This window comes from Natronomonas gomsonensis (assembly GCF_024300825.1).
Classification (GTDB): Archaea; Halobacteriota; Halobacteria; order Halobacteriales; family Haloarculaceae; genus Natronomonas; species Natronomonas gomsonensis.
The window spans coordinates 100,777-119,519 of record NZ_CP101323.1; the positions used below are offsets into that span (position 1 = coordinate 100,777).

18 protein-coding genes are annotated in these 18,743 nt (G+C 64.6%); 9 read left to right on the plus strand and 9 right to left on the minus strand.

Going from position 1 to position 18,743, the window contains the following annotated elements; translation table 11 throughout:
* Positions 1–27: 27 nt before the first annotated feature.
* Positions 28–903 carry a homoserine kinase gene (locus tag NMP98_RS00500; RefSeq protein WP_254859469.1) on the minus strand — a complete coding sequence of 292 codons (876 nt, stop codon included), beginning with the start codon at positions 901–903 and terminating at the stop codon, positions 28–30.
* Between the two features lie 89 nt (positions 904–992).
* Here NMP98_RS00500 and NMP98_RS00505 point away from each other — a divergent pair, with 89 nt between their 5' ends.
* The gene (locus NMP98_RS00505; protein WP_254859470.1) at positions 993–2,297 is read left to right on the plus strand and encodes an NAD(P)/FAD-dependent oxidoreductase; all 1,305 of its coding nucleotides are present in this window, start codon (positions 993–995) and stop codon (positions 2,295–2,297) included.
* Positions 2,298–2,308: 11 nt separating this feature from the next.
* On the opposite strand, the gene NMP98_RS00510 is transcribed toward NMP98_RS00505, so the two are convergent.
* Positions 2,309–2,905: a DUF6149 family protein gene (locus tag NMP98_RS00510; protein ID WP_254859471.1), complete on the minus strand. Its 597-nt coding sequence runs from the start codon at positions 2,903–2,905 to the stop codon at positions 2,309–2,311.
* Between the two features lie 220 nt (positions 2,906–3,125).
* Here NMP98_RS00510 and NMP98_RS00515 point away from each other — a divergent pair, with 220 nt between their 5' ends.
* Positions 3,126–4,370: an NAD(P)/FAD-dependent oxidoreductase gene (locus tag NMP98_RS00515; RefSeq protein WP_254859472.1), complete on the plus strand. Its 1,245-nt coding sequence runs from the start codon at positions 3,126–3,128 to the stop codon at positions 4,368–4,370.
* Positions 4,371–4,425: 55 nt separating this feature from the next.
* Here the strand turns inward: NMP98_RS00515 and NMP98_RS00520 are convergent, their stop codons facing one another.
* Both NMP98_RS00520 and NMP98_RS00525 read right to left on the minus strand, forming a co-directional pair.
* Positions 4,426–6,237: an SLC13 family permease gene (locus NMP98_RS00520; protein WP_254861347.1), complete on the minus strand. Its 1,812-nt coding sequence runs from the start codon at positions 6,235–6,237 to the stop codon at positions 4,426–4,428.
* Positions 6,238–6,301: 64 nt separating this feature from the next.
* Positions 6,302–6,832 (minus strand): DUF1097 domain-containing protein, encoded by a 531-nt coding sequence (locus NMP98_RS00525; RefSeq protein WP_254859473.1) that lies wholly within the window; start codon positions 6,830–6,832, stop codon positions 6,302–6,304.
* 101 nt (positions 6,833–6,933) lie between these two features.
* On the opposite strand from NMP98_RS00525, the gene NMP98_RS00530 reads away from it, so the two are divergent.
* The 5 genes from NMP98_RS00530 (at position 6,934) to carB (ending at position 12,739) form a co-directional block, all read left to right on the plus strand.
* A complete protein-coding gene (locus NMP98_RS00530) occupies positions 6,934–7,350 on the plus strand; it encodes a DUF7124 domain-containing protein (protein WP_254859474.1) in 417 nt (138 codons plus the stop codon).
* Between the two features lie 44 nt (positions 7,351–7,394).
* The gene (locus NMP98_RS00535) at positions 7,395–8,255 is read left to right on the plus strand and encodes a DUF7847 domain-containing protein (RefSeq protein ID WP_254859475.1); all 861 of its coding nucleotides are present in this window, start codon (positions 7,395–7,397) and stop codon (positions 8,253–8,255) included.
* Positions 8,256–8,456: 201 nt separating this feature from the next.
* Positions 8,457–8,987, plus strand: a complete 531-nt coding sequence (locus NMP98_RS00540) for a DUF5815 family protein (protein ID WP_254859476.1) — start codon at positions 8,457–8,459, stop codon at positions 8,985–8,987.
* Positions 8,988–9,128: 141 nt separating this feature from the next.
* Positions 9,129–9,356, plus strand: coding sequence for a hypothetical protein (locus tag NMP98_RS00545; RefSeq protein WP_156707186.1), 228 nt, complete (start codon positions 9,129–9,131; stop codon positions 9,354–9,356).
* Between the two features lie 146 nt (positions 9,357–9,502).
* A complete protein-coding gene (carB, locus tag NMP98_RS00550) occupies positions 9,503–12,739 on the plus strand; it encodes a carbamoyl-phosphate synthase large subunit (protein ID WP_254859477.1) in 3,237 nt (1,078 codons plus the stop codon).
* A 121-nt stretch (positions 12,740–12,860) separates the two neighbouring features.
* Here carB and NMP98_RS00555 read toward each other — a convergent pair whose 3' ends face one another.
* Positions 12,861–13,205, minus strand: a complete 345-nt coding sequence (locus NMP98_RS00555; RefSeq protein WP_254859478.1) for a Cdc6/Cdc18 family protein — start codon at positions 13,203–13,205, stop codon at positions 12,861–12,863.
* A 95-nt stretch (positions 13,206–13,300) separates the two neighbouring features.
* Here NMP98_RS00555 and NMP98_RS00560 point away from each other — a divergent pair, with 95 nt between their 5' ends.
* Positions 13,301–13,858, plus strand: a complete 558-nt coding sequence (locus NMP98_RS00560; RefSeq protein ID WP_254859479.1) for an HD domain-containing protein — start codon at positions 13,301–13,303, stop codon at positions 13,856–13,858.
* A 54-nt stretch (positions 13,859–13,912) separates the two neighbouring features.
* Positions 13,913–15,382: a replication factor C large subunit gene (locus NMP98_RS00565; RefSeq protein ID WP_254859480.1), complete on the plus strand. Its 1,470-nt coding sequence runs from the start codon at positions 13,913–13,915 to the stop codon at positions 15,380–15,382.
* On the opposite strand, the gene NMP98_RS00570 is transcribed toward NMP98_RS00565, so the two are convergent.
* From NMP98_RS00570 to NMP98_RS00585, 4 genes are read right to left on the minus strand one after another with little or no spacing between them, the layout of a single operon-like run.
* Complete coding sequence (locus NMP98_RS00570; protein ID WP_254859481.1) at positions 15,383–16,402, minus strand: amino acid ABC transporter permease; 1,020 nt, start codon at positions 16,400–16,402, stop codon at positions 15,383–15,385.
* The gene (locus NMP98_RS00575; RefSeq protein ID WP_254859482.1) at positions 16,402–17,133 is read right to left on the minus strand and encodes an amino acid ABC transporter ATP-binding protein; all 732 of its coding nucleotides are present in this window, start codon (positions 17,131–17,133) and stop codon (positions 16,402–16,404) included. The genes NMP98_RS00570 and NMP98_RS00575 overlap by 1 nt, the downstream gene beginning before the upstream one ends.
* Positions 17,130–17,846 carry an amino acid ABC transporter permease gene (locus NMP98_RS00580; protein ID WP_254859483.1) on the minus strand — a complete coding sequence of 239 codons (717 nt, stop codon included), beginning with the start codon at positions 17,844–17,846 and terminating at the stop codon, positions 17,130–17,132. Before NMP98_RS00580 ends, NMP98_RS00575 begins: the two co-directional genes overlap by 4 nt.
* Before the next feature lie 5 nt (positions 17,847–17,851).
* Complete coding sequence (locus NMP98_RS00585) at positions 17,852–18,679, minus strand: basic amino acid ABC transporter substrate-binding protein (protein ID WP_254859484.1); 828 nt, start codon at positions 18,677–18,679, stop codon at positions 17,852–17,854.
* Between the last annotated feature and the right edge of the window lie 64 nt (positions 18,680–18,743).

Here is an 18,743-nt window from a genome sequence, read left to right on the forward strand (position 1 = left end):
AAAACGCGTGCTGCTCGGTCCGCCGGCTCAATAGATCGTCGCGCCTTTCCCGATTTCCGTCTGGTAGGCCCGTGCCTCGACGCCCGCGTCCTCGAAGGTATCTATCATCGTTCCAGCGATGTCGCGACGGTCCCGTTCGTGGCAGGCGGCGATGACCGCCGGACCTGCCCCCGAGATGGTGACGCCGGTCGCGCCGGCCTCGAAGGCCGCCTCCCGGACTTCGCTGTATCCAGTGATGAGTTTCGCACGCGCGGGCGTGACGATGCTGTCGTTCATGCCGCGGCCGACGAGGTCGGGGTCGTTTCGGGCCATCCCGACCGATAGCGTCGCGGCGTTGCCGACCAACTCGACGACCTGCTCCATGCGTGCGCCGTCGGGGACGACCTCGCGAGCGTCCCGCGTCGAGACGACGATTTCCGGCAGACAGGTGACCAGTGGAATCGAGGCGTCGAGTTGCGTGACGCCGTCCTCGCGGGCGATGGTGAACCCGCCCATAATCGAGGGGGCGACGTTGTCGGCGTGGGCGGCCCCGGAGACGACCGCCTCGCCTTCCGCGGCGATGGGAACCAACTCCTCGCGAGTGAGGCCGCGGTCGTACAGTTCGTTGAGGCCGACGGCGGCGGCGGCCGCGGAGGCGGCCGATGAGCCAAGCCCCGAGGCCGGTCGGACGCCCTTGTCGATGCTGATGTGGGCCGGGGCGTCCAGCGCCTCTGCGACCGCCCCGACGGTGTTCTTCTCGGGGTCTTCGGGGATGTACTGGCTGCCGACGCCGGTTACATCGATAGTGGTGCGGTCGGCCTTCTCGACGCGAACCACGTCGGCGGGCCGCTCTAAGGCGGCACCGAAGACGTCGAAGCCACTGCCCAGATTCGCACTCGTCGCCGGGGCCCGCACCGTGACCATGCCCGCAGTACCGGTCGGCCTCGGATAAATGTACCCGAACTGCCCGCCCAGTCAAAAGAGCCAACACCGCCGAGGGCGCAGGCCCGAACATGATTGGTATCGTCGGCGGCGGGCTCGCGGGCCTCGCTGCCGCCTATCGCCTCCAGCAGGCGGGCCGGGAGGTGCAGGTGTTCGAAGCCGCCGACGCCGTCGGCGGACTCGCCGCCACCTACGAAACGAGCGGCGACCGCATCGAGGCGTTCTATCACCACCTCTCGAAATCCGAGGAGACCATCGTCGAACTCGCCGCGGAGTTGGGTGTCGACGACCGACTGGAATGGCGCTACGGCTCCGACGCCTACTACGTCGACGGCGTCGTCCACCCGATGAACAAGCCGTGGGAAATCCTCGCCTACCCGCATCTCTCGCTGTACGACAAGTTCCGCCTCGGTATGCTCGTGTTGGACATCGACGTCCGCGGCGGCGTCCCCTCCTTCGACAGCTACGAACGACTCGAGGACTTCGAGGACGTGCCGGTGAAGCAGTTCATCCTCGAACACACCTCTCGGGGCTGTTTCGAGCACTTCTTCCTGCCGTTGCTTCGAGCGAAGTTCGGCGACCGCTGGGAAGAGGTCAGCGCCGCGTGGCTGCTCGGCCGCATCAAGTTCCGCGGCGAACGCGACATCCTGAAAGGGGAGGTACTGGGCTATTTCGACGGCGGGTTCGGCGTGTTGCTCGACGCGCTCATCGAGGCGGTCGGCCACGGGAACATCACGACGGGCGCACGCGTGACCGACCTCGAAGTTGCGGACGACGTTTCCACGATGACCGTCGAGACGGCCGACGACGAGACGACACACACAGTCGACGACGCCGTCGTCGCGGCGATGCCGAACGTCTTGGAGGACCTCACCGGCTACGCCTGCGACATCGACTTCCAGGGGACGGTGTGTTCGGTCATCAGCGTCGAGGAATCGCTGACCGACACCTACTGGCTGAACATCGCCGAGGAGGTCCCCTTCGGTGCGCTCATCGAGCACACGAACTTCGTGCCGCCGGAACGCTACGGCGGCGAACACCTGCTGTACGCGGTCAGCTACATCCAGAGTCCCGAGGAAGAACTGTGGCAGATGGACGATGCGGGCGTCGAAGAAGCGTGGCTCGACGGCATCGAATCGCTGTTTCCCGACTTCGACCGCGAGTCGGTCAACTGGATACAAACGGCGCGCAACCCCCGAACGGCACCCATCTACGAACGAGGGTATCTCGATATGGTCGTCCCCTACGACCTCGGTGACTCCGTGCCGGGCGTCTACTACGCGGGGATGGCCTCGCGGGCACAGTACCCCGAACGAAGCCTCGACGGCGCGATAGAAGCGGGGTATGCCGCGGCTGACGCGATAGTTGAAACGTAGTCGGCGTCGATTCAGTCGGCCTTCGCGTCCTCGTCGGAGACGCCGGGAGCGTCGGTGACGCTCACGTCCGGCTTTTCCGTGTCGCCGCCGACCACGGTCTCGCCGTCGGCGGTCTCGACGTACACGTCGTCGTCGAACCCGGCGACCGCGTTCTCGTACTCCGGCTCTTCGAGGTTTTCGAGCGTCGTCGGCGCCTCGGCGACGCCATCGACGGGCGCGAACTCCCCGAGGGGGTCGTCGATGGTGATGTCGTGGGCGACGAAGAACGCCTCGTAGCGACGGTAGTGTGTCTGCAGTTCGTCACCGGGAATCTCCATCATCTCCGTCCAGCCGTGGTTGAAGAAGTCGAAGTTCGCCTGAATGTGCGTGATTTCGCGGGCTTCGGCCTCGCTGTAGCCCTCCTGTAGCGCGGCGACGTAGGCGTCCATCGTCGCATCGAAGAAATCATCGAGGTGGTCGCGGCGCTCTTCGCGGCGCTCTTCGTCGGCCTTTCCGAGGAAGATTTTCGTGTGCATCTTCACGAGCGCGTAGTTGGCGACGTTGCGAACCCCCGGCGTCGTCAGCGCCTTCATCGACGCCCAGTGTCGCGGGTTCTGATACAGTTTCATACCCCTCGATTGGTGTTCGTCGTTCTTCAACCCCCCGACCGCGGCAGCCGTCGGCTTCGAGCGGTAACGATTCCCGTTCGCTCGCGTACAGCGATAACCCCGGGTTCTCGTTCCGTTTACAGCGTTCCGGACCAAACCCAAGCGACCGACGTTTCCCCGGCGAGACGTGAAGGACCGCTACATAGCAATTCACATTAAGCCCGGCCCTCTACCCGGTGGTATGTGTGCGTCGCACGTCATTATCGGTGACGGCATTGCCGGCTCGTCCGCCGCGGAGACGATTCGCGAGGCCGACCCGGATGCCGATGTCACCGTCATCACGGAGGAAGGGGAAGCTCTCTACAATCGGATTCTGATAAAGGAGTTCGCGAAGGGCAAACTGCCCGCCGCGCCCGTCTCCATTCACGACCCCGATTGGTACGAAGAGCGGGACATCGACCTCGAGTTGAACACCGTCGTCACGACCGTCGACACCGACGGCAAGGAGGTACACACCCATGAGGGAGACATCTACGAGTACGACAAACTGCTCGTCGCTACCGGCGGGACGCCGACACAGCTCCCCGTCGACAACAGCGACGCCGAGGGCGTCCACCACTTCTGGACGTTCGAGGACGCCCGTGCAATCAAGGAGAACGCCGAGCGCTCCGAGAAGGGCGTCGTCGTCGGCGCCGGACTCCTCGGCATCGACCTCGCGGCCATCTGCGGCGCACAGGGCATCGACGCACACTACCTGATGCGCGGTAACGCGTGGTGGCGCTACGCGCTGAGCGAGGAGGGCGCCGAAATCATCCACGAGGCGCTTCGCGATGTCGGCGTCACGCCCGTCTTCGATTCCGGCGTCGACCACTTCGAGACCGACGAGGAGGGCCACGTCACCGCTGCGGTCGACCCCAACGGCGACCGCTTCGAGGCGGAGTTCGCCGGCGTCGCCATCGGCTTGAATTTCAACACAGAGTTCCTCCGCGGCAGCGGCATCGAGACGGACAACGGCATCGTCGTCGACGAACACATGCAGACCAACGTCGAAGACGTCTACGCCGCCGGCGACATCACCCAGTTCCACGACGTGATTCTGGGCGACCAAGCACAGAACGGCGCGTGGGGGTCGGCCAAAGAGCAAGGCTCTATCGCCGGCGCCAACATGGCCGCCGACGGTCCCGAAGAGACCTTCGAGTGGGTGTCCTCGTACTCCATCACGCACTTCGATTTCCCCTTCCTCTCCTTCGGCCACCCGACGCTCGGCGACGATTCCGTCGAAAAGAAGTACGACGAGGGAACGTGGCGCCGCGTCGCGCTCAAAGACGGCCGCGTCATCGGCGGCGTCCTCATCGGCGACCTCGCACCGCAGTCCGGCCTGAAGCGACTGGCGCGCGAACAGGTCGATGTCTCCGGCAAAGAAGACCTCCTGCTCGAAGAGCAAATCGACGTCGAGGCCTTCGAGGAACCCGCCGCGGCCGAGTAACTCCCGACGAAGGCTCCGAGTAAAATCCGACCTCGAATCGGCGTGAGAGCGGCGTTCAAACGCCGTACAGCCAGACGATTCCTAGCGTTGTCACAGCGGTGAGAAGCAACTGCAGCGGCGCGCCGACGCGCGCGAAGTCGGTGAACTTGTAGCCGCCGGGGCCGTACACCATCAGATTCGTCTGGTAGCCGATGGGCGTCAGCATCGCCGTCGAGGCGGCGAAGGTGACCGCCAGCACGAACGCGAAGGGGTCGGCACCCAACTGGATGGCGGCGTCGTAGGCGACCGGCACCATCAACACGACGCTGGCGTTGTTGCTGATGACGTTCGTGACGAGTGCGGTGAACAGATAGAACACGGCGAGTAAGGCGACCATTCCCAACCCGGCGCTGCTGCCGACGACGAGGTCTGCGAGCCATGCGGCCGCGCCAGATTCCTCCATCGCCACGCCGAGCGGGATGAGGCCCGCCAACAGGAAGATGACGTTCCAGTCGACGGCGTCGTACACTTCGTTGGGCTTGACACAACCGGTGACGACCATTCCGAGGATGCCGCCCAGTGCCGATATCATGATAGGAACGACGTTGAAGGCTGCGAGGGCGACAACTGCGGCGACGATACCGACGGCGACAGGAATCCGCTCCGACCGGAAGTACGGCCGGGTGAGTTCCTGGGCGACGACGAAGTTCCGGTCGCGGCCGAACCGGTTGACCGTGTCCTCGGTGGCCTGTATCAACAGCGTGTCACCGGCACGGAGGCGGCGTTTGTCCATCCGCTGGTGGATGATTTCGCCGCCGCGGCGAATCGCGAGGACGCTCGCGTCGTAGCGCTGTCGGAAGTTCAGCGTCTCCAGGGTTTCCCCGAGGAGGTTCGTATCGGGGGTGAGAACGATTTCGACGAGGCGCTGTTCGCCCTCCTCGCGAACGTCGCTGTCCTCCCCTTCGAGGAGTTCGTCGGTCGCGTCCACGTCGGGGGCGAAATCCAGCCCCTCGGCGTCCATCAGGCCGACGAGACTCTCGCGGTCGACGCGCAACACGAGGATGTCACCCTCTTGGACCACCTTCCGGGAGAGCGGTTCGTTGAACGACTTCCGGTCGCGGATGAGTTGGACGATGTCGGCGTCGACGTCGATGTCCGACAGCGAGTCGTCGACCGACCGGCCGACCATCGGCGAGTCCTCTCGGACGACGACTTCGGTGAGATACTGCTTCATCTCGAACTCGTCGGTGAGTTCGGTCCGGGCCTTGATGCGCTCGGGGAGGAGTCGCGGCCCGAACGCCAGCAGATACAGCGTCCCCGAGACGAGGACCAAAAGCCCCAGCGCCGTGAACTCGAACATCGAGAACGGCTCTGTTGCGGCGCCGCCGATGCGGTCGTAGACGTCGGAGGCGAGGATGTTCGTCGACGTACCGATGAGCGTCAGCATACCGCCCATCATCGACGCGAAGGAGACTGGGATGAGCAACTTCGACGGCGAGATGCCGGTTCGGTCCGACAGTTCGGTCACCATCGGAATCATCACCGCGACGACCGGCGTGTTGTTGATGAAGCCGGCGCTGCCGCCGGCGAGACCCAACACCGCCGCCAGTTGCCCGAAGGGGCTCTCGCCGAACCGCTCGGCGATTTCCCGACCGATGATGTTGACGACGCCGGTTCGTCGGATACCCTCCGAGAGAACGAACATCGCGAGTACCGTCACCGTCGCCGAGGAAGCGAACCCGGAGACGCCGTCTGCGGGCGTGACGCCGGTCCACGGCTCCAGTACGACAAGCGAGACGAGGACGCCGATGGCCGTGATGTCGATTGGAACAGGTTCGGCGACGAAGAGGACCAACGCGACGAGGATGACTGCGAAGACGACGAGCATCTCCGTCGTCAGCCCGGTGCCGGCGACGAGGGGAAACACGCTCTCGGATTCACCGGACCGCCGCCTAAAGGTTCTGGTCAGGTGCGAGCCGCGAGGACAACTCGTCCGCACCGAGGCCGATAACGGCGCCAAACAGCATCGACACCACGGCGGCCAGCGTCTCACCGGGGAGGCCGGCGACGCCGAAGGCCGTCGCTTCGGCGGCCTCGACGCTGAACATCGTCGCGTACCCGAAGAACGCACCCGGAGTAAACGACAACAGCGGGATGGTTTCGTGGAGACTAGCCAGAAACATGAACCCGCCGACGACGAGGCTGAACGCGAGGACGCCGCCCCCGAAGAGGCCGTCGACGATAGCGAGTGTGGCGGCTGCGTAGAGAATGCCGGCGAGATTGCTGGCGTACCCGCGGACGAGCGCGTCGATGCCGCTCCCCGCTGCGAAGAACGTTGCCGACGCGATGAACGACGGCCACAGCGGTATTTCGAGCCCTGCGACGAAGCCGTATGTCCACGGCACCGAGGCGATGCCGAAGACGACGGCGAGTGCGGGAACTCGGTTCCACTCCGCGAGCGGACCCGGAACGACGGAACCCATGTCCGCTCCGTCGACGTGGCCGCCGATAACTCTCCGGGTCGAACGTGGGGCCGTCTCCCCGTATCCAAAGTGTTTTCTCCGGTGGCCTCCCCCACTCGCGTATGGATGGCGGCGGCTCTACGGACATGACACTCGCGTTCGAGTTGGAGGCGCTCAAGCGGCTTGCACGGCCCGAAGAGGTGTTCTCCGACGCTCGCACGTGGAGTGAGTACGTCGGTGTCGTCTCCGATAAGCCGACGTACGTCGTGACGAACTTCACGCGGAAGAACCGCATCAGACAGGACTTCTTCTCCGGACCGCGGGGCCGCGAGGAGAGCCTCGAAAACGTCAAGAAACAGTTCGACACCGATCGACACGTCTTTATCGGCGTCGACGACGACGATGTCGCCCTCGCCGAATCGGTCGACTGGGAGTTCCTCCCGGTCGAACAGGCCGCCGAGGCCGCCGAGTGGGACCTCGGCGACCCCGAGGCCGAATCCGGCGACGACGACGGTGAGGAACGCGACGACTGGCCCTGACGGTTTCGGCCACGCTTAAGAGGCCCGCGGGCGCGCAATCGTCTATGAGTCTCGACATCGGCGAGGCGTTCAGCGACGGTACCTCCAGAACGTTCGCCAAGAACGGGCTGCTTTTGGCGGCGGCCTTCGCGGTAGTCACCCTCCTCTTCGGCGTTTTCGCACAGACGCTTTCGGTCGGCTTGCTCGAAGCGATGCTCGAATCGTTTCAGGGGCTGTCGCCGGAGGAACTCAACGTCAGCCAGCAGGAATACGAGACGCTGATTTCGGACCTCCGGACGCAACTCGAGATGGCTCGGGAGTCCTCACCGCTCGCGTTGGGGCTCCCCGCGGGCGTCGCGGCAGGCGCCCTCATCGCGCTCTCGCTGGTCTCGGAAGCGGTCTCCATCGTCGCCGTGCGAACGTTCGCAGCCGCCGACTCCGAGGCAGTGACCAGCGACAGTCTCACCGACAACATCCTGATCGCGACGCTCAACGGTTTCGTCGGGAGTATCGTCGTCTGGGGACTCATCATCGTCGGGTCGGTGTTCCTCCTGTTGCCGGGGATATTCTTCGCGGTGGTGTTCCTCTTCATGCGCCAGCGAATCGCCATCGAGAACGAGAACTTCGTCGAGGCGATGGCCGAATCGTGGCGGCTGACGAAGGGCCACCGCATTGAGGTGTTCGCTCTCGGATTGCTCGTCGTCGTCGTCTCGCTGGTCGACGAACTCGTCGGGTCGGTTCTGAGCCTCGTTTCGCCCATCGCGAGTGCGGTCGTCACCGCCGCCGTCGGCGGGGTCATCTTGGCTTTCGGCGCCGCGGTCGTCACGCGCGGGTACGTCCAACTCGAAGCGGACGAGACCGTGGCTGACAGCGAGGATGACGACCCCTACAACGCAGCGCTCGGTCCCGACGACATCCCCGAGTAACGGCAACTGGATTATTTTTCGCTGTGGGTCGTATTCCGCCCCATGAGCGACCCGAACATCGAAGTCGAGGTCGAAGTCGAGCGGCACGCAGTCGATGAGAGCGACGAGGACGGGGCGGCCGAGGACACCGACGACGGCGAGCCGTGAGTCCGACCGTCGCGGAACGCTGTTTTTAACCCCGCAGGCGACCCAGAGAGACCAATGGCAGAACCGCGCGTTCCGGGCGACGACCCGGGCACACTCGAGTTGCCGTGTGGTGAGACGGTTCACGCTCGGGACATCGACATGGGGATGCGCGACGTTCGCTGTGACTGCGGCGACGAACACGCCGTCGTCGTCGACGTCCACCCCGTCTCCCGGTTCGTCCCCGAATCCATCGCCGACGTGTTGCGCGAGACCATCGAGACCGCCGACGAGTTCCCCGAGTTCGGCATCGCCCACGTGATGGGCATCGTCTTAGAGGAGTTTCCCGACGAGGTTGCCGTCGCCGACGTGAGCGAAGACGGCTCCGTCGGCTACGCCCTCCTGTGGGTCACCGACTTCGACTCCCGACGGCTCCACGAGACCGTCGTCGAGTTACTCGTGGAGTTGATGGAACACGCCGCCAGCCACGGCGACAGCGACACCGCTTCGGCGTTCGAAGAACAGATGCTGGAGTTCGATGTCGAGGCGTTCGTCGAACAGTACCGCGAACAGCGGGACTTCGAGTCGGAAGTCGACACGCCGGTGTGACACTTCGTCACACGAGCTCGGCATTCGGTGTCTGACGACCGTCGGCGATTCCATCCCCGCTCCGTCCTTCGGTTTTCGTCGTCTGCCTGTCCGACGTTTGTCTGACGGGGTGTTATGGTATGTGGGCACATACGTAAGAACATGCGCATACGCCGGGGTGAGTTCGAGCGCATCCGAACCGTGCTGTCGAAGGCCGACCCCGAGGAGCCGCTGACGGCCCGAGAGATACTCGACCTCCTAGAGGAGCACGGCGAGGAGTTCGACAGCGCTCACCAGGTCGCGACCGTTCTCGGCCGGGAAGCACAGGTCGGTGAAGTCGAGGTCATCGACGGCCAACCCTATCGCTACCGACTCGGCGAAGTGAACTGACGTTTTCCCGTTGTTGCTGTTTCGTCCCGAGCGGCAGCGCTGGCGTCGCCTGCGGCAAACCTCTTTCGATTCGAAATTCGTACTCGCGTTACGATATCCGCATTCTTTCGCCGGGCTTATTACGATGTACGGATTGGAGTCGAGTAATGCCAGACGAGGACCGCACTATCCTGCTCATCGGCAGCGGACCCATTCAAATCGGACAGGCGGCCGAGTTCGACTACTCCGGCGCACAGGCGTGTCGGGCGCTCCAGGAGGAAGGCGCCCGGGTCGTCCTCGTCAACTCCAATCCGGCGACCATTATGACGGACCCGGAGATGGCCGACAAGGTGTACGTCGAACCCATCACCACCGAGGCCATCGCCGAGGTCATCCGCGAGGAGAAACCCGACGGCGTCATCGCCGGCCTCGGCGGCCAGACCGGCCTCAACGTCACCGCCGAACTCGCCGAAGAGGGCGTCCTCGAGGAACACGACGTCGAAATCATGGGGACGCCGCTGGACACCATCTACGCGACGGAAGACCGCCAACTGTTCCGCGAACGGATGCGCAAAATCGGCGAACCCGTGTGTAGCTCAGCGACCATCGAGTCGATGGACGAAATCGAAGACGCCGTCGAGGAAGTCGGCGGCCTGCCGGTCATCGCCCGTACGGCCTACACCCTCGGCGGGTCGGGCTCGGGCGTCGTCGACGACATGGACGAACTGCGAGAAATAGCCCGCAAAGGATTCCAGCTCTCCCGGAACCACGAAGTCCAGATTACCGAGTCCATCGCCGGCTGGGTCGAACTCGAATACGAGGTGATGCGGGACGCCGACGACTCCTGTATCATCATCTGCAACATGGAGAACATCGACCCGATGGGCATCCACACCGGCGAGTCGACGGTCGTCACGCCCAGTCAGGTCATCCCCGACGAGGCCCACCAGGAGATGCGCGACTCGGCGCTGAAAGTCATCCGTGAACTCGGTATCGAGGGCGGCTGTAACATCCAACACGCCTGGCGCGACGACGGCACGCCCTCCGGGGAGTACCGCGTCGTCGAGGTCAACCCCCGCGTCTCGCGGTCCTCGGCGCTGGCCTCGAAGGCGACCGGCTACCCCATCGCCCGGGTCACGGCGAAGGTCGCGATGGGCAAGCGCCTCCACGAAATCGACAACGAAATCACCGGCGAGACGACGGCGGCGTTCGAACCCGCAATCGACTACGTCGTCACGAAGGTCCCCCGATGGCCGAAGGACAAGTTCTCCGACGTGGAGTTCGAACTCGGCCCGGCGATGAAATCGACGGGCGAGGCGATGTCCATCGGCCGAACGTTCGAGGAGTCGCTGCTGAAGGCGCTCCGCTCCTCCGAGTACGACCCCGCAGTCGACTGGGCCGACGTAGGCGACGAGGAACTCGAAGAACAGTACCTCGTCAGGCCGACGCCGGACCGCCCCTACGCCATCTTCGAGGCCTTCGAGCGTGGCTACACCGTCGACGACATCGTCGAGTTCACGGGCATCTACGAGTGGTACGTCGAGCGGTTCAAGCGCATCGCCGACGCCGCCGCCGCCGCACAGGACGGCGACTTCCAGATTGCCGCCGACGCCGGCTTCACGAATCAGGAGGTCACCGCCATCGCCGGCGGCGAGTTCAACGACACTCACGCTTCCTGGATTCCCTCCGACGTACAGGACACGGAGGACGACGGCGACGGCCGGCCGGTCGAAACCGACGGCGCCGGAGTCACGGTCGACGACGTGGAAAGCGAAACCTCCAGTCGCACCTACAAGCAGGTCGACACCTGTGCCGGCGAGTTCCGTGCGTCGACGCCGTACTACTACTCCGCGCGTGAACCACCCACGGGACAGGGCGCAAGCGAGGTACAGGTCGACCGCGACGTCGAGTCGGTCGTGGTCGTCGGCGGCGGCCCAATCCGCATCGGACAGGGCGTGGAGTTCGACTACTGTGCGGTCCACGCCGTGCGTGCACTTCGGGAGGAGGGCATCGACGCCCACGTCGTCAACAACAACCCCGAGACGGTGTCGACGGACTACGACACCTCAGACGGGCTGTTCTTCGAGCCAATCACGGCCGAGGAAGTCGCCGACATCGTCGAGGAGACCAACGCTGACGGCGTGATGGTCCAGTTCGGCGGCCAGACCTCCGTCAACGTGGGTGACCCACTCGAGAAGGAACTCGAACGCCGCGACCTCGACTGTGAAATCATGGGCACGTCCGTCGAGGCGATGGACCTCGCGGAGGACCGCGACCGGTTCAACGTCCTGATGGACGAACTCGGAATCAGCCAGCCGAAGGGCGGTACGGCGACCAGCGAACAAGAGGCACTCGAATTGGCCCACGATATCGGCTATCCTGTCCTCGTCCGCCCCTCCTACGTGCTGGGCGGCCGCGCGATGGACGTGGTGTACTCCGACGAGGAACTGAAGGAGTACATCGAGGAGGCGGTTCGCGTCGCCCCCGACAAGCCCATCCTCGTCGACGAGTTCCTCGCCGACGCCGTCGAACTGGACGTCGACGCGGTTGCGGACGGCGACGACGTACTCATCGGCGGCATCATGGAACACGTCGAGGCCGCCGGCGTCCACTCCGGTGACTCCGCCTGTATGATTCCGCCGCGGTCGCTGTCCCAGGAGACGCTCGAACGCGTCCGCGAGGTGGCACTGGACATCGCCCGCGCGCTCGATACCGTCGGCCTGCTGAACGTCCAACTCGCCGTCCGCGACGGCGAGGTGTACGTCTTGGAGGCCAACCCACGCTCGTCCCGTACCGTTCCGTTCGTCTCGAAGGCCACGGGCGTCCCCATCGCCAAACTCGCGGCGAAGGTGATGGCCGGCCAGTCGCTGGACGAACTCCAAGCCCACGAGCAGATTCCCGAACACGTCTCCGTGAAGGAGGTCGTCCTGCCGTTCGACCGCCTGCCGGGAAGCGACCCCCGTCTCGGCCCCGAGATGAAATCCACCGGCGAGGTCATGGGGACGGCACGCTCCTTCGGCAAGGCGTACCTGAAGGCCCAGTCATCGACAGGCAAACCCATCCCGACTGAGGGGACCGCCATCGTCGACCTCGAAACCCTACGCGGGATGTCCCAGAAGAACGAGGACATCTCCGACGTGCGTGAGGGTGCCGAGCGCAACTTCGAGGTCCACGAGAAAGCCGACTTCGAGGACCTCGAACAGGCCATCCGCGACGGCGAAATCGACGTCATCTTCTCGCGGGACCGCGACGTTCTGGAGGTCGCCGTCGAGGAGACGGTCACTTACTTCTCGACGGTGCCGAGCGCCCGCGCGGCGCTCGAGGCCATCGAGACGCAAGACGAACCGCTGGACGTGATGGCGCTGTCGGAACGGCCGACAGAGCGCCGCAACTGGGGCGAGTGACGCCTCGGTTCCGACACAGTAACTGAACTCCGCGTTCGTCTTCTCCGTTGGGTTGCGCTTCCACGCGATTCCGACGCAGCGACACGCCGCTCGTCGGTATCGAAATCGGTGACTTCTGTGGCTACTGCAACAGCGGTTCGATTCGCTCGTCGGTTCGGAGCGCCGACCGCACCGCCTCGGGGTCGCTCGTCAGCGAATATTCGAGTCGGCCCTTGCCCACGGGCGAGCGGTCGTCGGGTGAGGACTCCTCGACGAAGTCGGATTCGACCAACGCGTTCAGCGCGCGCATCACGTCGGCTTCGGCGAGGCGGCCGGTCGCATCCGCGTCCGTTTTCTCGAGTCGTTCCGTTGCCAACTCCCGTATCTCCGCGGAGTTCGCCGGCGTCTCATCGTCGGACGAGAGGTCGGCCAAACAACAGAGGATGATTCGCTGGGAGAGTGTCGTCCCTTCGATGTCGTCGACCATACAGGGTAATTCGGCACGCACCGCATAAGTCCTGCCCACGACTGGTGTCGGACGGGTTCCACAGCGTTTAGCCGCCTGCCCGTCGTCGTAGTGGTATGGACATCGAGGACGTGTTCCCCGAAATCGAGAGTATCGACGACGACACCTTGCGAACCGGCGTCGCCTCGGCGTGGACGACCGCGGCCGGCATCAACGGACTCGACGTCGAGGACCTCCCCGAGGTGCCGTGGTTTCCGCCGGCCCAACGCGAGTTGGAAATCGAGGCGGAGGAGGCTTCCCTCGTCGGACACGTCCGGGATGTGACCTCGTGTGCGGTCGGACTCGCCGAATCGCTGCTCGCCCGTGATTCGGACCTCGACATCGACCTCGATGTCGTCATCGCGGGCGCGCTCGTCCACGACGTCTCGAAACCCTACGAGTTCGACGGGATGGAGACGACCGAGGTCGGCGACCTGTTGGGACATCCCCACTACGGCGTGGCGGTCGTCTCCCGTGCCAACCTCCCCGTCGAAATCGCTCATATCGTTCTGTCGCACTCCTCGCGGACGACGGTCGAACCGGCGACACTGGAGGCCGAAATCGTCCGCCGCGCCGACGAGGTGGCGGCCGCGGGGATTCGCTCGAAGGCCGTCGACGACCTTCGAGAGGCGTAGGGTGATGTCGGTCGCTCCGCAACCACTTTACCCGCCACGTACCTCCCTCCGGTAATGAGTGATTGGACGGAAAAGTACCGCCCATCGACGCTGTCGGAGGTCCGCGGGAACGACAAGGCCCGCGACGCGCTGAAGGAGTGGGCCGAAACGTGGGACGACCACGGCGAGGCGGTCGTCCTCCACGGCTCGCCGGGCGTCGGGAAGACCTCGGCGGCCCACGCCTTGGCCAACGACATGGGGTGGCCGGTGATGGAGCTAAACGCCTCGAACTCCCGGACGAAGGACGAAATCGACCGCGTTGCGGGGCGGGCGGCCTCGAATACGACGCTCGGCGGCTCCCGGCAACTCATCATCTTAGACGAGGCCGACAACCTCCATCAGCACAAGGACCGCGGCGGCGCGGCGGCGATGACGCGACTGGTGAAAAACGCTACCCAACCCATCGTCCTCATCGCCAACGACTACTACGAGATGTCCTCGGGACTCCGGAGCGCCTGCCGGGACATCGAGTTCCGCGACATCTCCTCGCGCTCTATCGTTCCCGTCCTCCGGGACATCTGCCGACAGGAGGACATCGCCTTCGACGAGGACGTACTGAAGGGCATCGCCGAACAGAACCGCGGGGACCTCCGAGGTGCCATCAAGGACCTCCAGTCACGGGAACGCGACGGCGAGATACGCCCCGAGGGCGAGGAAAGCGACCGCGACAAGACGGTCGACATCTTCTCGTTTCTCGATGCCGTGCTGAAAGAGGAGTCCGCCGAAGACGCCCTCCAGACGGCCTATTCGGTCGACGAGACGCCCGACGACTTGCTGCAGTGGATAGAGGACAAGGTACCCAAAGTGTACGAGGGGGCCGAACTCGCCGACGCCTACGAACACCTCGCCGACGCCGACGTATGGCTCGGTCGGGTTCGTGCGACCCAGAACTACAGTTACTGGCGCTACGCCACCGACAACGTCGCCGCGGGCGTCGCGGCGGTCAGACGGTCCGACCGCGGCGGCTGGACCCGCTACGGCGGCGCACCGTATCGGTCCTCGCGTGACTCGACGCGGGACTACATCGCCCGGGAAATCGCCGAAACCGCCGGCGTCTCGACGGCGACCGCTCGCCGGGAAATCATGCCCTACCTCGCGGCGATGACGCATCACTGCCGGAACCGCGACCTCACGGTCAGGATGGTCGCTCGCTACGACCTCGATGCCGAACACGTCTCGTTCATCACCGGGTCGGGGAAGACGACCAACAAGGTGCAGGGAATCGTTGAGGACGCCGAGGAACTGCTCGAACAGGAGGCCGTCGACCACTCCGGGGGCGCCTTCGCCCAACTGGAGTCGGCGGTCGACGCCGACGAGACGGACTCCGAAGACGGGGAAAGCGGCACACTCGCGGACTTCGGCAGTTCTGAGTCCGCAGACGACGGTACCGATAGTGACGATGACGATGCCGAGCGGACGACCGAAGCGCGCGCGGAGGCCGCCGAAGACGACGATGGACAGGCCGGCCTCTCGGATTTCATGTAGTCAGTCGCGTCGGGCGGAGGACCCGAGTCCCGGAATCGCCACGGCGGATTCGAGTTTCGACATCGCCAGCGCCGTCGTCAACACCAAGGCGAGATAAAACAGCGCGGCGATGACGTAGATGTCGGTGAAGGCGAAGGTATCGGAGCCGATGTTTCGGGCCTGTCGGAACAGTTCGGGGACGGTGATAAACGACGCCAGCGAGGAGTACTTGATGAGGTAGACGAACTCGTTTGTCCACCCGGGGATGGCAAAGCGAAGTCCCTGTGGGAGGACGACGTGTCTGATGCCGTCGAGTTTCGAGAGTCCGACGGAACGTGCGGCGGTCAGTTGGCCGGCGTCGACCGACTGCAGAGCCGAGCGGATGTACTCCGATTGGTACGCCGAGGAGTTGATTGTGAAGCCGATTATCGCGACGAGAATCGACGCACGCGGAACCACTCCCTCGCCGACGAACGCGAAGCCGTTGAAGAAACTCGCAAGCGGTAGTCCGAAGTAGAGGAAAAACAGCTGTGCGAGCAGCGGCGTCCCGCGGATGAGTTCGGTGTAGACGAGCGAGATACCCGAGAGGACCGGCCCACCGTACACCCGAGCAACGGACAGCGGCACGGCGATGACGAGTCCGAACAGCATCGAGAGGATGGTGAGATACACCGTGATGAACGCCCCGGAGGCGAGTGCGGGTTCGGTCGTCGTCGCGAACGCCGCGAGTTCGAACGGCCACGCCGCCCACTCGATGAGGAAGTCGAGCGGTCCGACGGCGCTTTCGGCGCTCAGGATTGCTTCGGCGACGGCTTCGAACGGTGCCGCGGGAATCCACGACTCCTGTTGGCGGTAGCCCAACTCCGAGCGGATGAGGTCCGGAAAGCCCAACGCGGTGAACAGGCGGTCCAACAGCGTGTTGTGGTAGGCCCACCGGGCGAGCAGCCACGTCCAGAAGACGGCACCCACACCGATGACGACCAGCCGCTTCCGCCCCGGAATCTCGCCGACGGTCGACCCTCTGACTTCGGTTTCGCTCATCAGTGGAGGTCGGTCAGTTCACCGAGGAACTGTCTCGTGCGGTCGTGTTCGGGGGTGTCGAACAGCTGTTCGGGCGGGCCGCGCTCGACGATGCGGCCCTCATCGAGGAACGTCAGCGTCGACGCTGCTGAGCGAGCAAAGCCCATTTCGTGGGTGACACACAGCATCGTCATCCCGCCCTCGGCGAGGTCACGCATCACTTCCAGCACCTCCCCGATGAGTTCGGGGTCGAGTGCGCTCGTCGGTTCGTCGAAGAGGATGAGTTCGGGGTCCATCGCCAGCGCGCGGGCGATGCCGACGCGCTGTTTCTGGCCGCCGGAGAGCTCCGCCGGGTAGGAGTCGGCCTGTTCGGCGAGGCCGACGCGGCCGAGGTAGTCGTCGGCTTTCGCTTGGGCCTCCTCCTTCGACAGTCCCAGCACCTCGGTCAACCCCAGCGTGACGTTGCCTCGGGCGGTGCGGTGTGCAAAGAGGTTGAAGTCCTGAAACACCATGCCGACGCGGCGTCGAAGGTCGTTTTCGCCGATGCCGTGAATCTCCTCGTCGTCGAGGTAGATGGCACCGTCGTCGATTTCGGTGAGTCTGTTGACACACCGGAGCATCGTCGACTTCCCCGACCCGCTGGGGCCGACGATGACCTCGACGTCCTGGCGGTCCATCTCGAAACTCACGTCGTGCAGTACCTCCTCGTCGCCGTAAGATTTGTCGACGTTCTCGACGCGTAGTAGACTCATTCGTTGCCTCCGGGTGTCGCATAGACGTCTTCGAGACGGTCGAGCGAACGGTTCGTCGTGAACGTGAGTACGAAGTAGATGGCGCTGATGGTGATGATGACCTCCATTGCCGCCGTCCCACGCCCCGGTTGGAGATACAGGTTCTCGGCGCGAGTCAGGAGTTCGGCCAACCCGATAGCGAAGGCGACGCTCGTGTCCTTGAGAACGATGGTGAACTCGTTTTGAAAGCCGGGCACGGAGCGTCGAAGGGCCTGCGGGAAGACGACGCGGCGGATGGCCTGTAGTTTCGTCATCCCGACGGAGCGTGCGGCCTCCATCTGCCCGTCATCGATGGATTGGATGGCACCGCGGAACACCTGTCCCTGGTAGGCAGCGCTCCGGAGTCCGAGCGCGAGCGTCGCCGCGACGAACGTACTCAGTTGGATGTCCAGCCACTGGATGTCTCCGAGGTCGGGAATCGGGAGCCCGAAGTGGAACAGGAAGATGAGCACGACGATTGGCGTCCCGCGAAGGACGACGCCGACGGTGCTGACGATGTCCTCCAGCCGCCCGGAGCCGTACACCTCGATGGCGCCGGCCGGAAAGCCGGCGAGGAAGCCGAGGCCGAGGCTCGTCACCGTCAACAGCACGGTGACGATAGTCCCGACCAGCAGGTACGACCCGTTCGAGGCGATGAACGCCCAGTCGCCGGCCTGCAGGAACACCGATTCCATCTATCTCACTCGAAGTACTCGGCGACGAGGTCCTCGTAGGTGCCGTCCTCGCGAATCTCGGCTAGTGCGTCGTTGATGTCGCCGATGCGGTCGTCGTCCTGTCGCATTCCGAGCCCGTACTCCTCGCCGGTTTCGATGACGAAGGCGACCTCGACCGACCGGCTGTCGGCGAAGTTGTTCGCGACCGGCACGTCGATGATGATGGCGTCGACGTTGCCGTTCTCGAGGTCCTCGACCGCCAGCGTGTAGTTGTCGTACTGGCGGTAGTCGTCGCCGTCGACGATGCCCTCCTCGATGAGCCGTTCTGCCTCCGAAGCGCCGGTCGTCCCCGACTGAGCGCCGACGACGCGGCCTTCGAGGTCGGACTCGCCTTCGGGTGCGAAATCGCGGTCGGAGGAGACCAGCACGGACTGGTTGGCCTCGTAGTAAGGGTTCGAGAACGCGATTTGTTCGGCGCGCTCGTCGGTAATCGTCATCGCGGCCGCGACGAGGTCGATGTCGCCGCCGGTCAACGACGGGATGAGCGAATCGAACTCGATGTCGACCCAGTCGCCGACCTCGTAGCCGGCGCGGGTAATCGCCTCCTCGGCGAGGTCGACGTCGAAGCCGACCAACTCCCCGTCTTGGGTGTACTCGAACGGCGGGAACCCGGATGCCGTCCCCGGAACGATTACGTCGTTGCCGTCACCGTTGCCGTTTCCGTTGCCGTTTCCATTGCCGTTTCCGTTGCCGTTCCCACCGTTGCCGAGACAACCCGCAACCGCTGCGGTCGTCCCTGCCGCTCCGACCGTCTTCAGATACGCGCGACGGTCCATACTGAACTTGCGTGCCATACCTCGATTGTCGGGGGAATCCGGTTTCAACGTTTCGACGGAGGCCTGCTGTGGCTGTTAACAC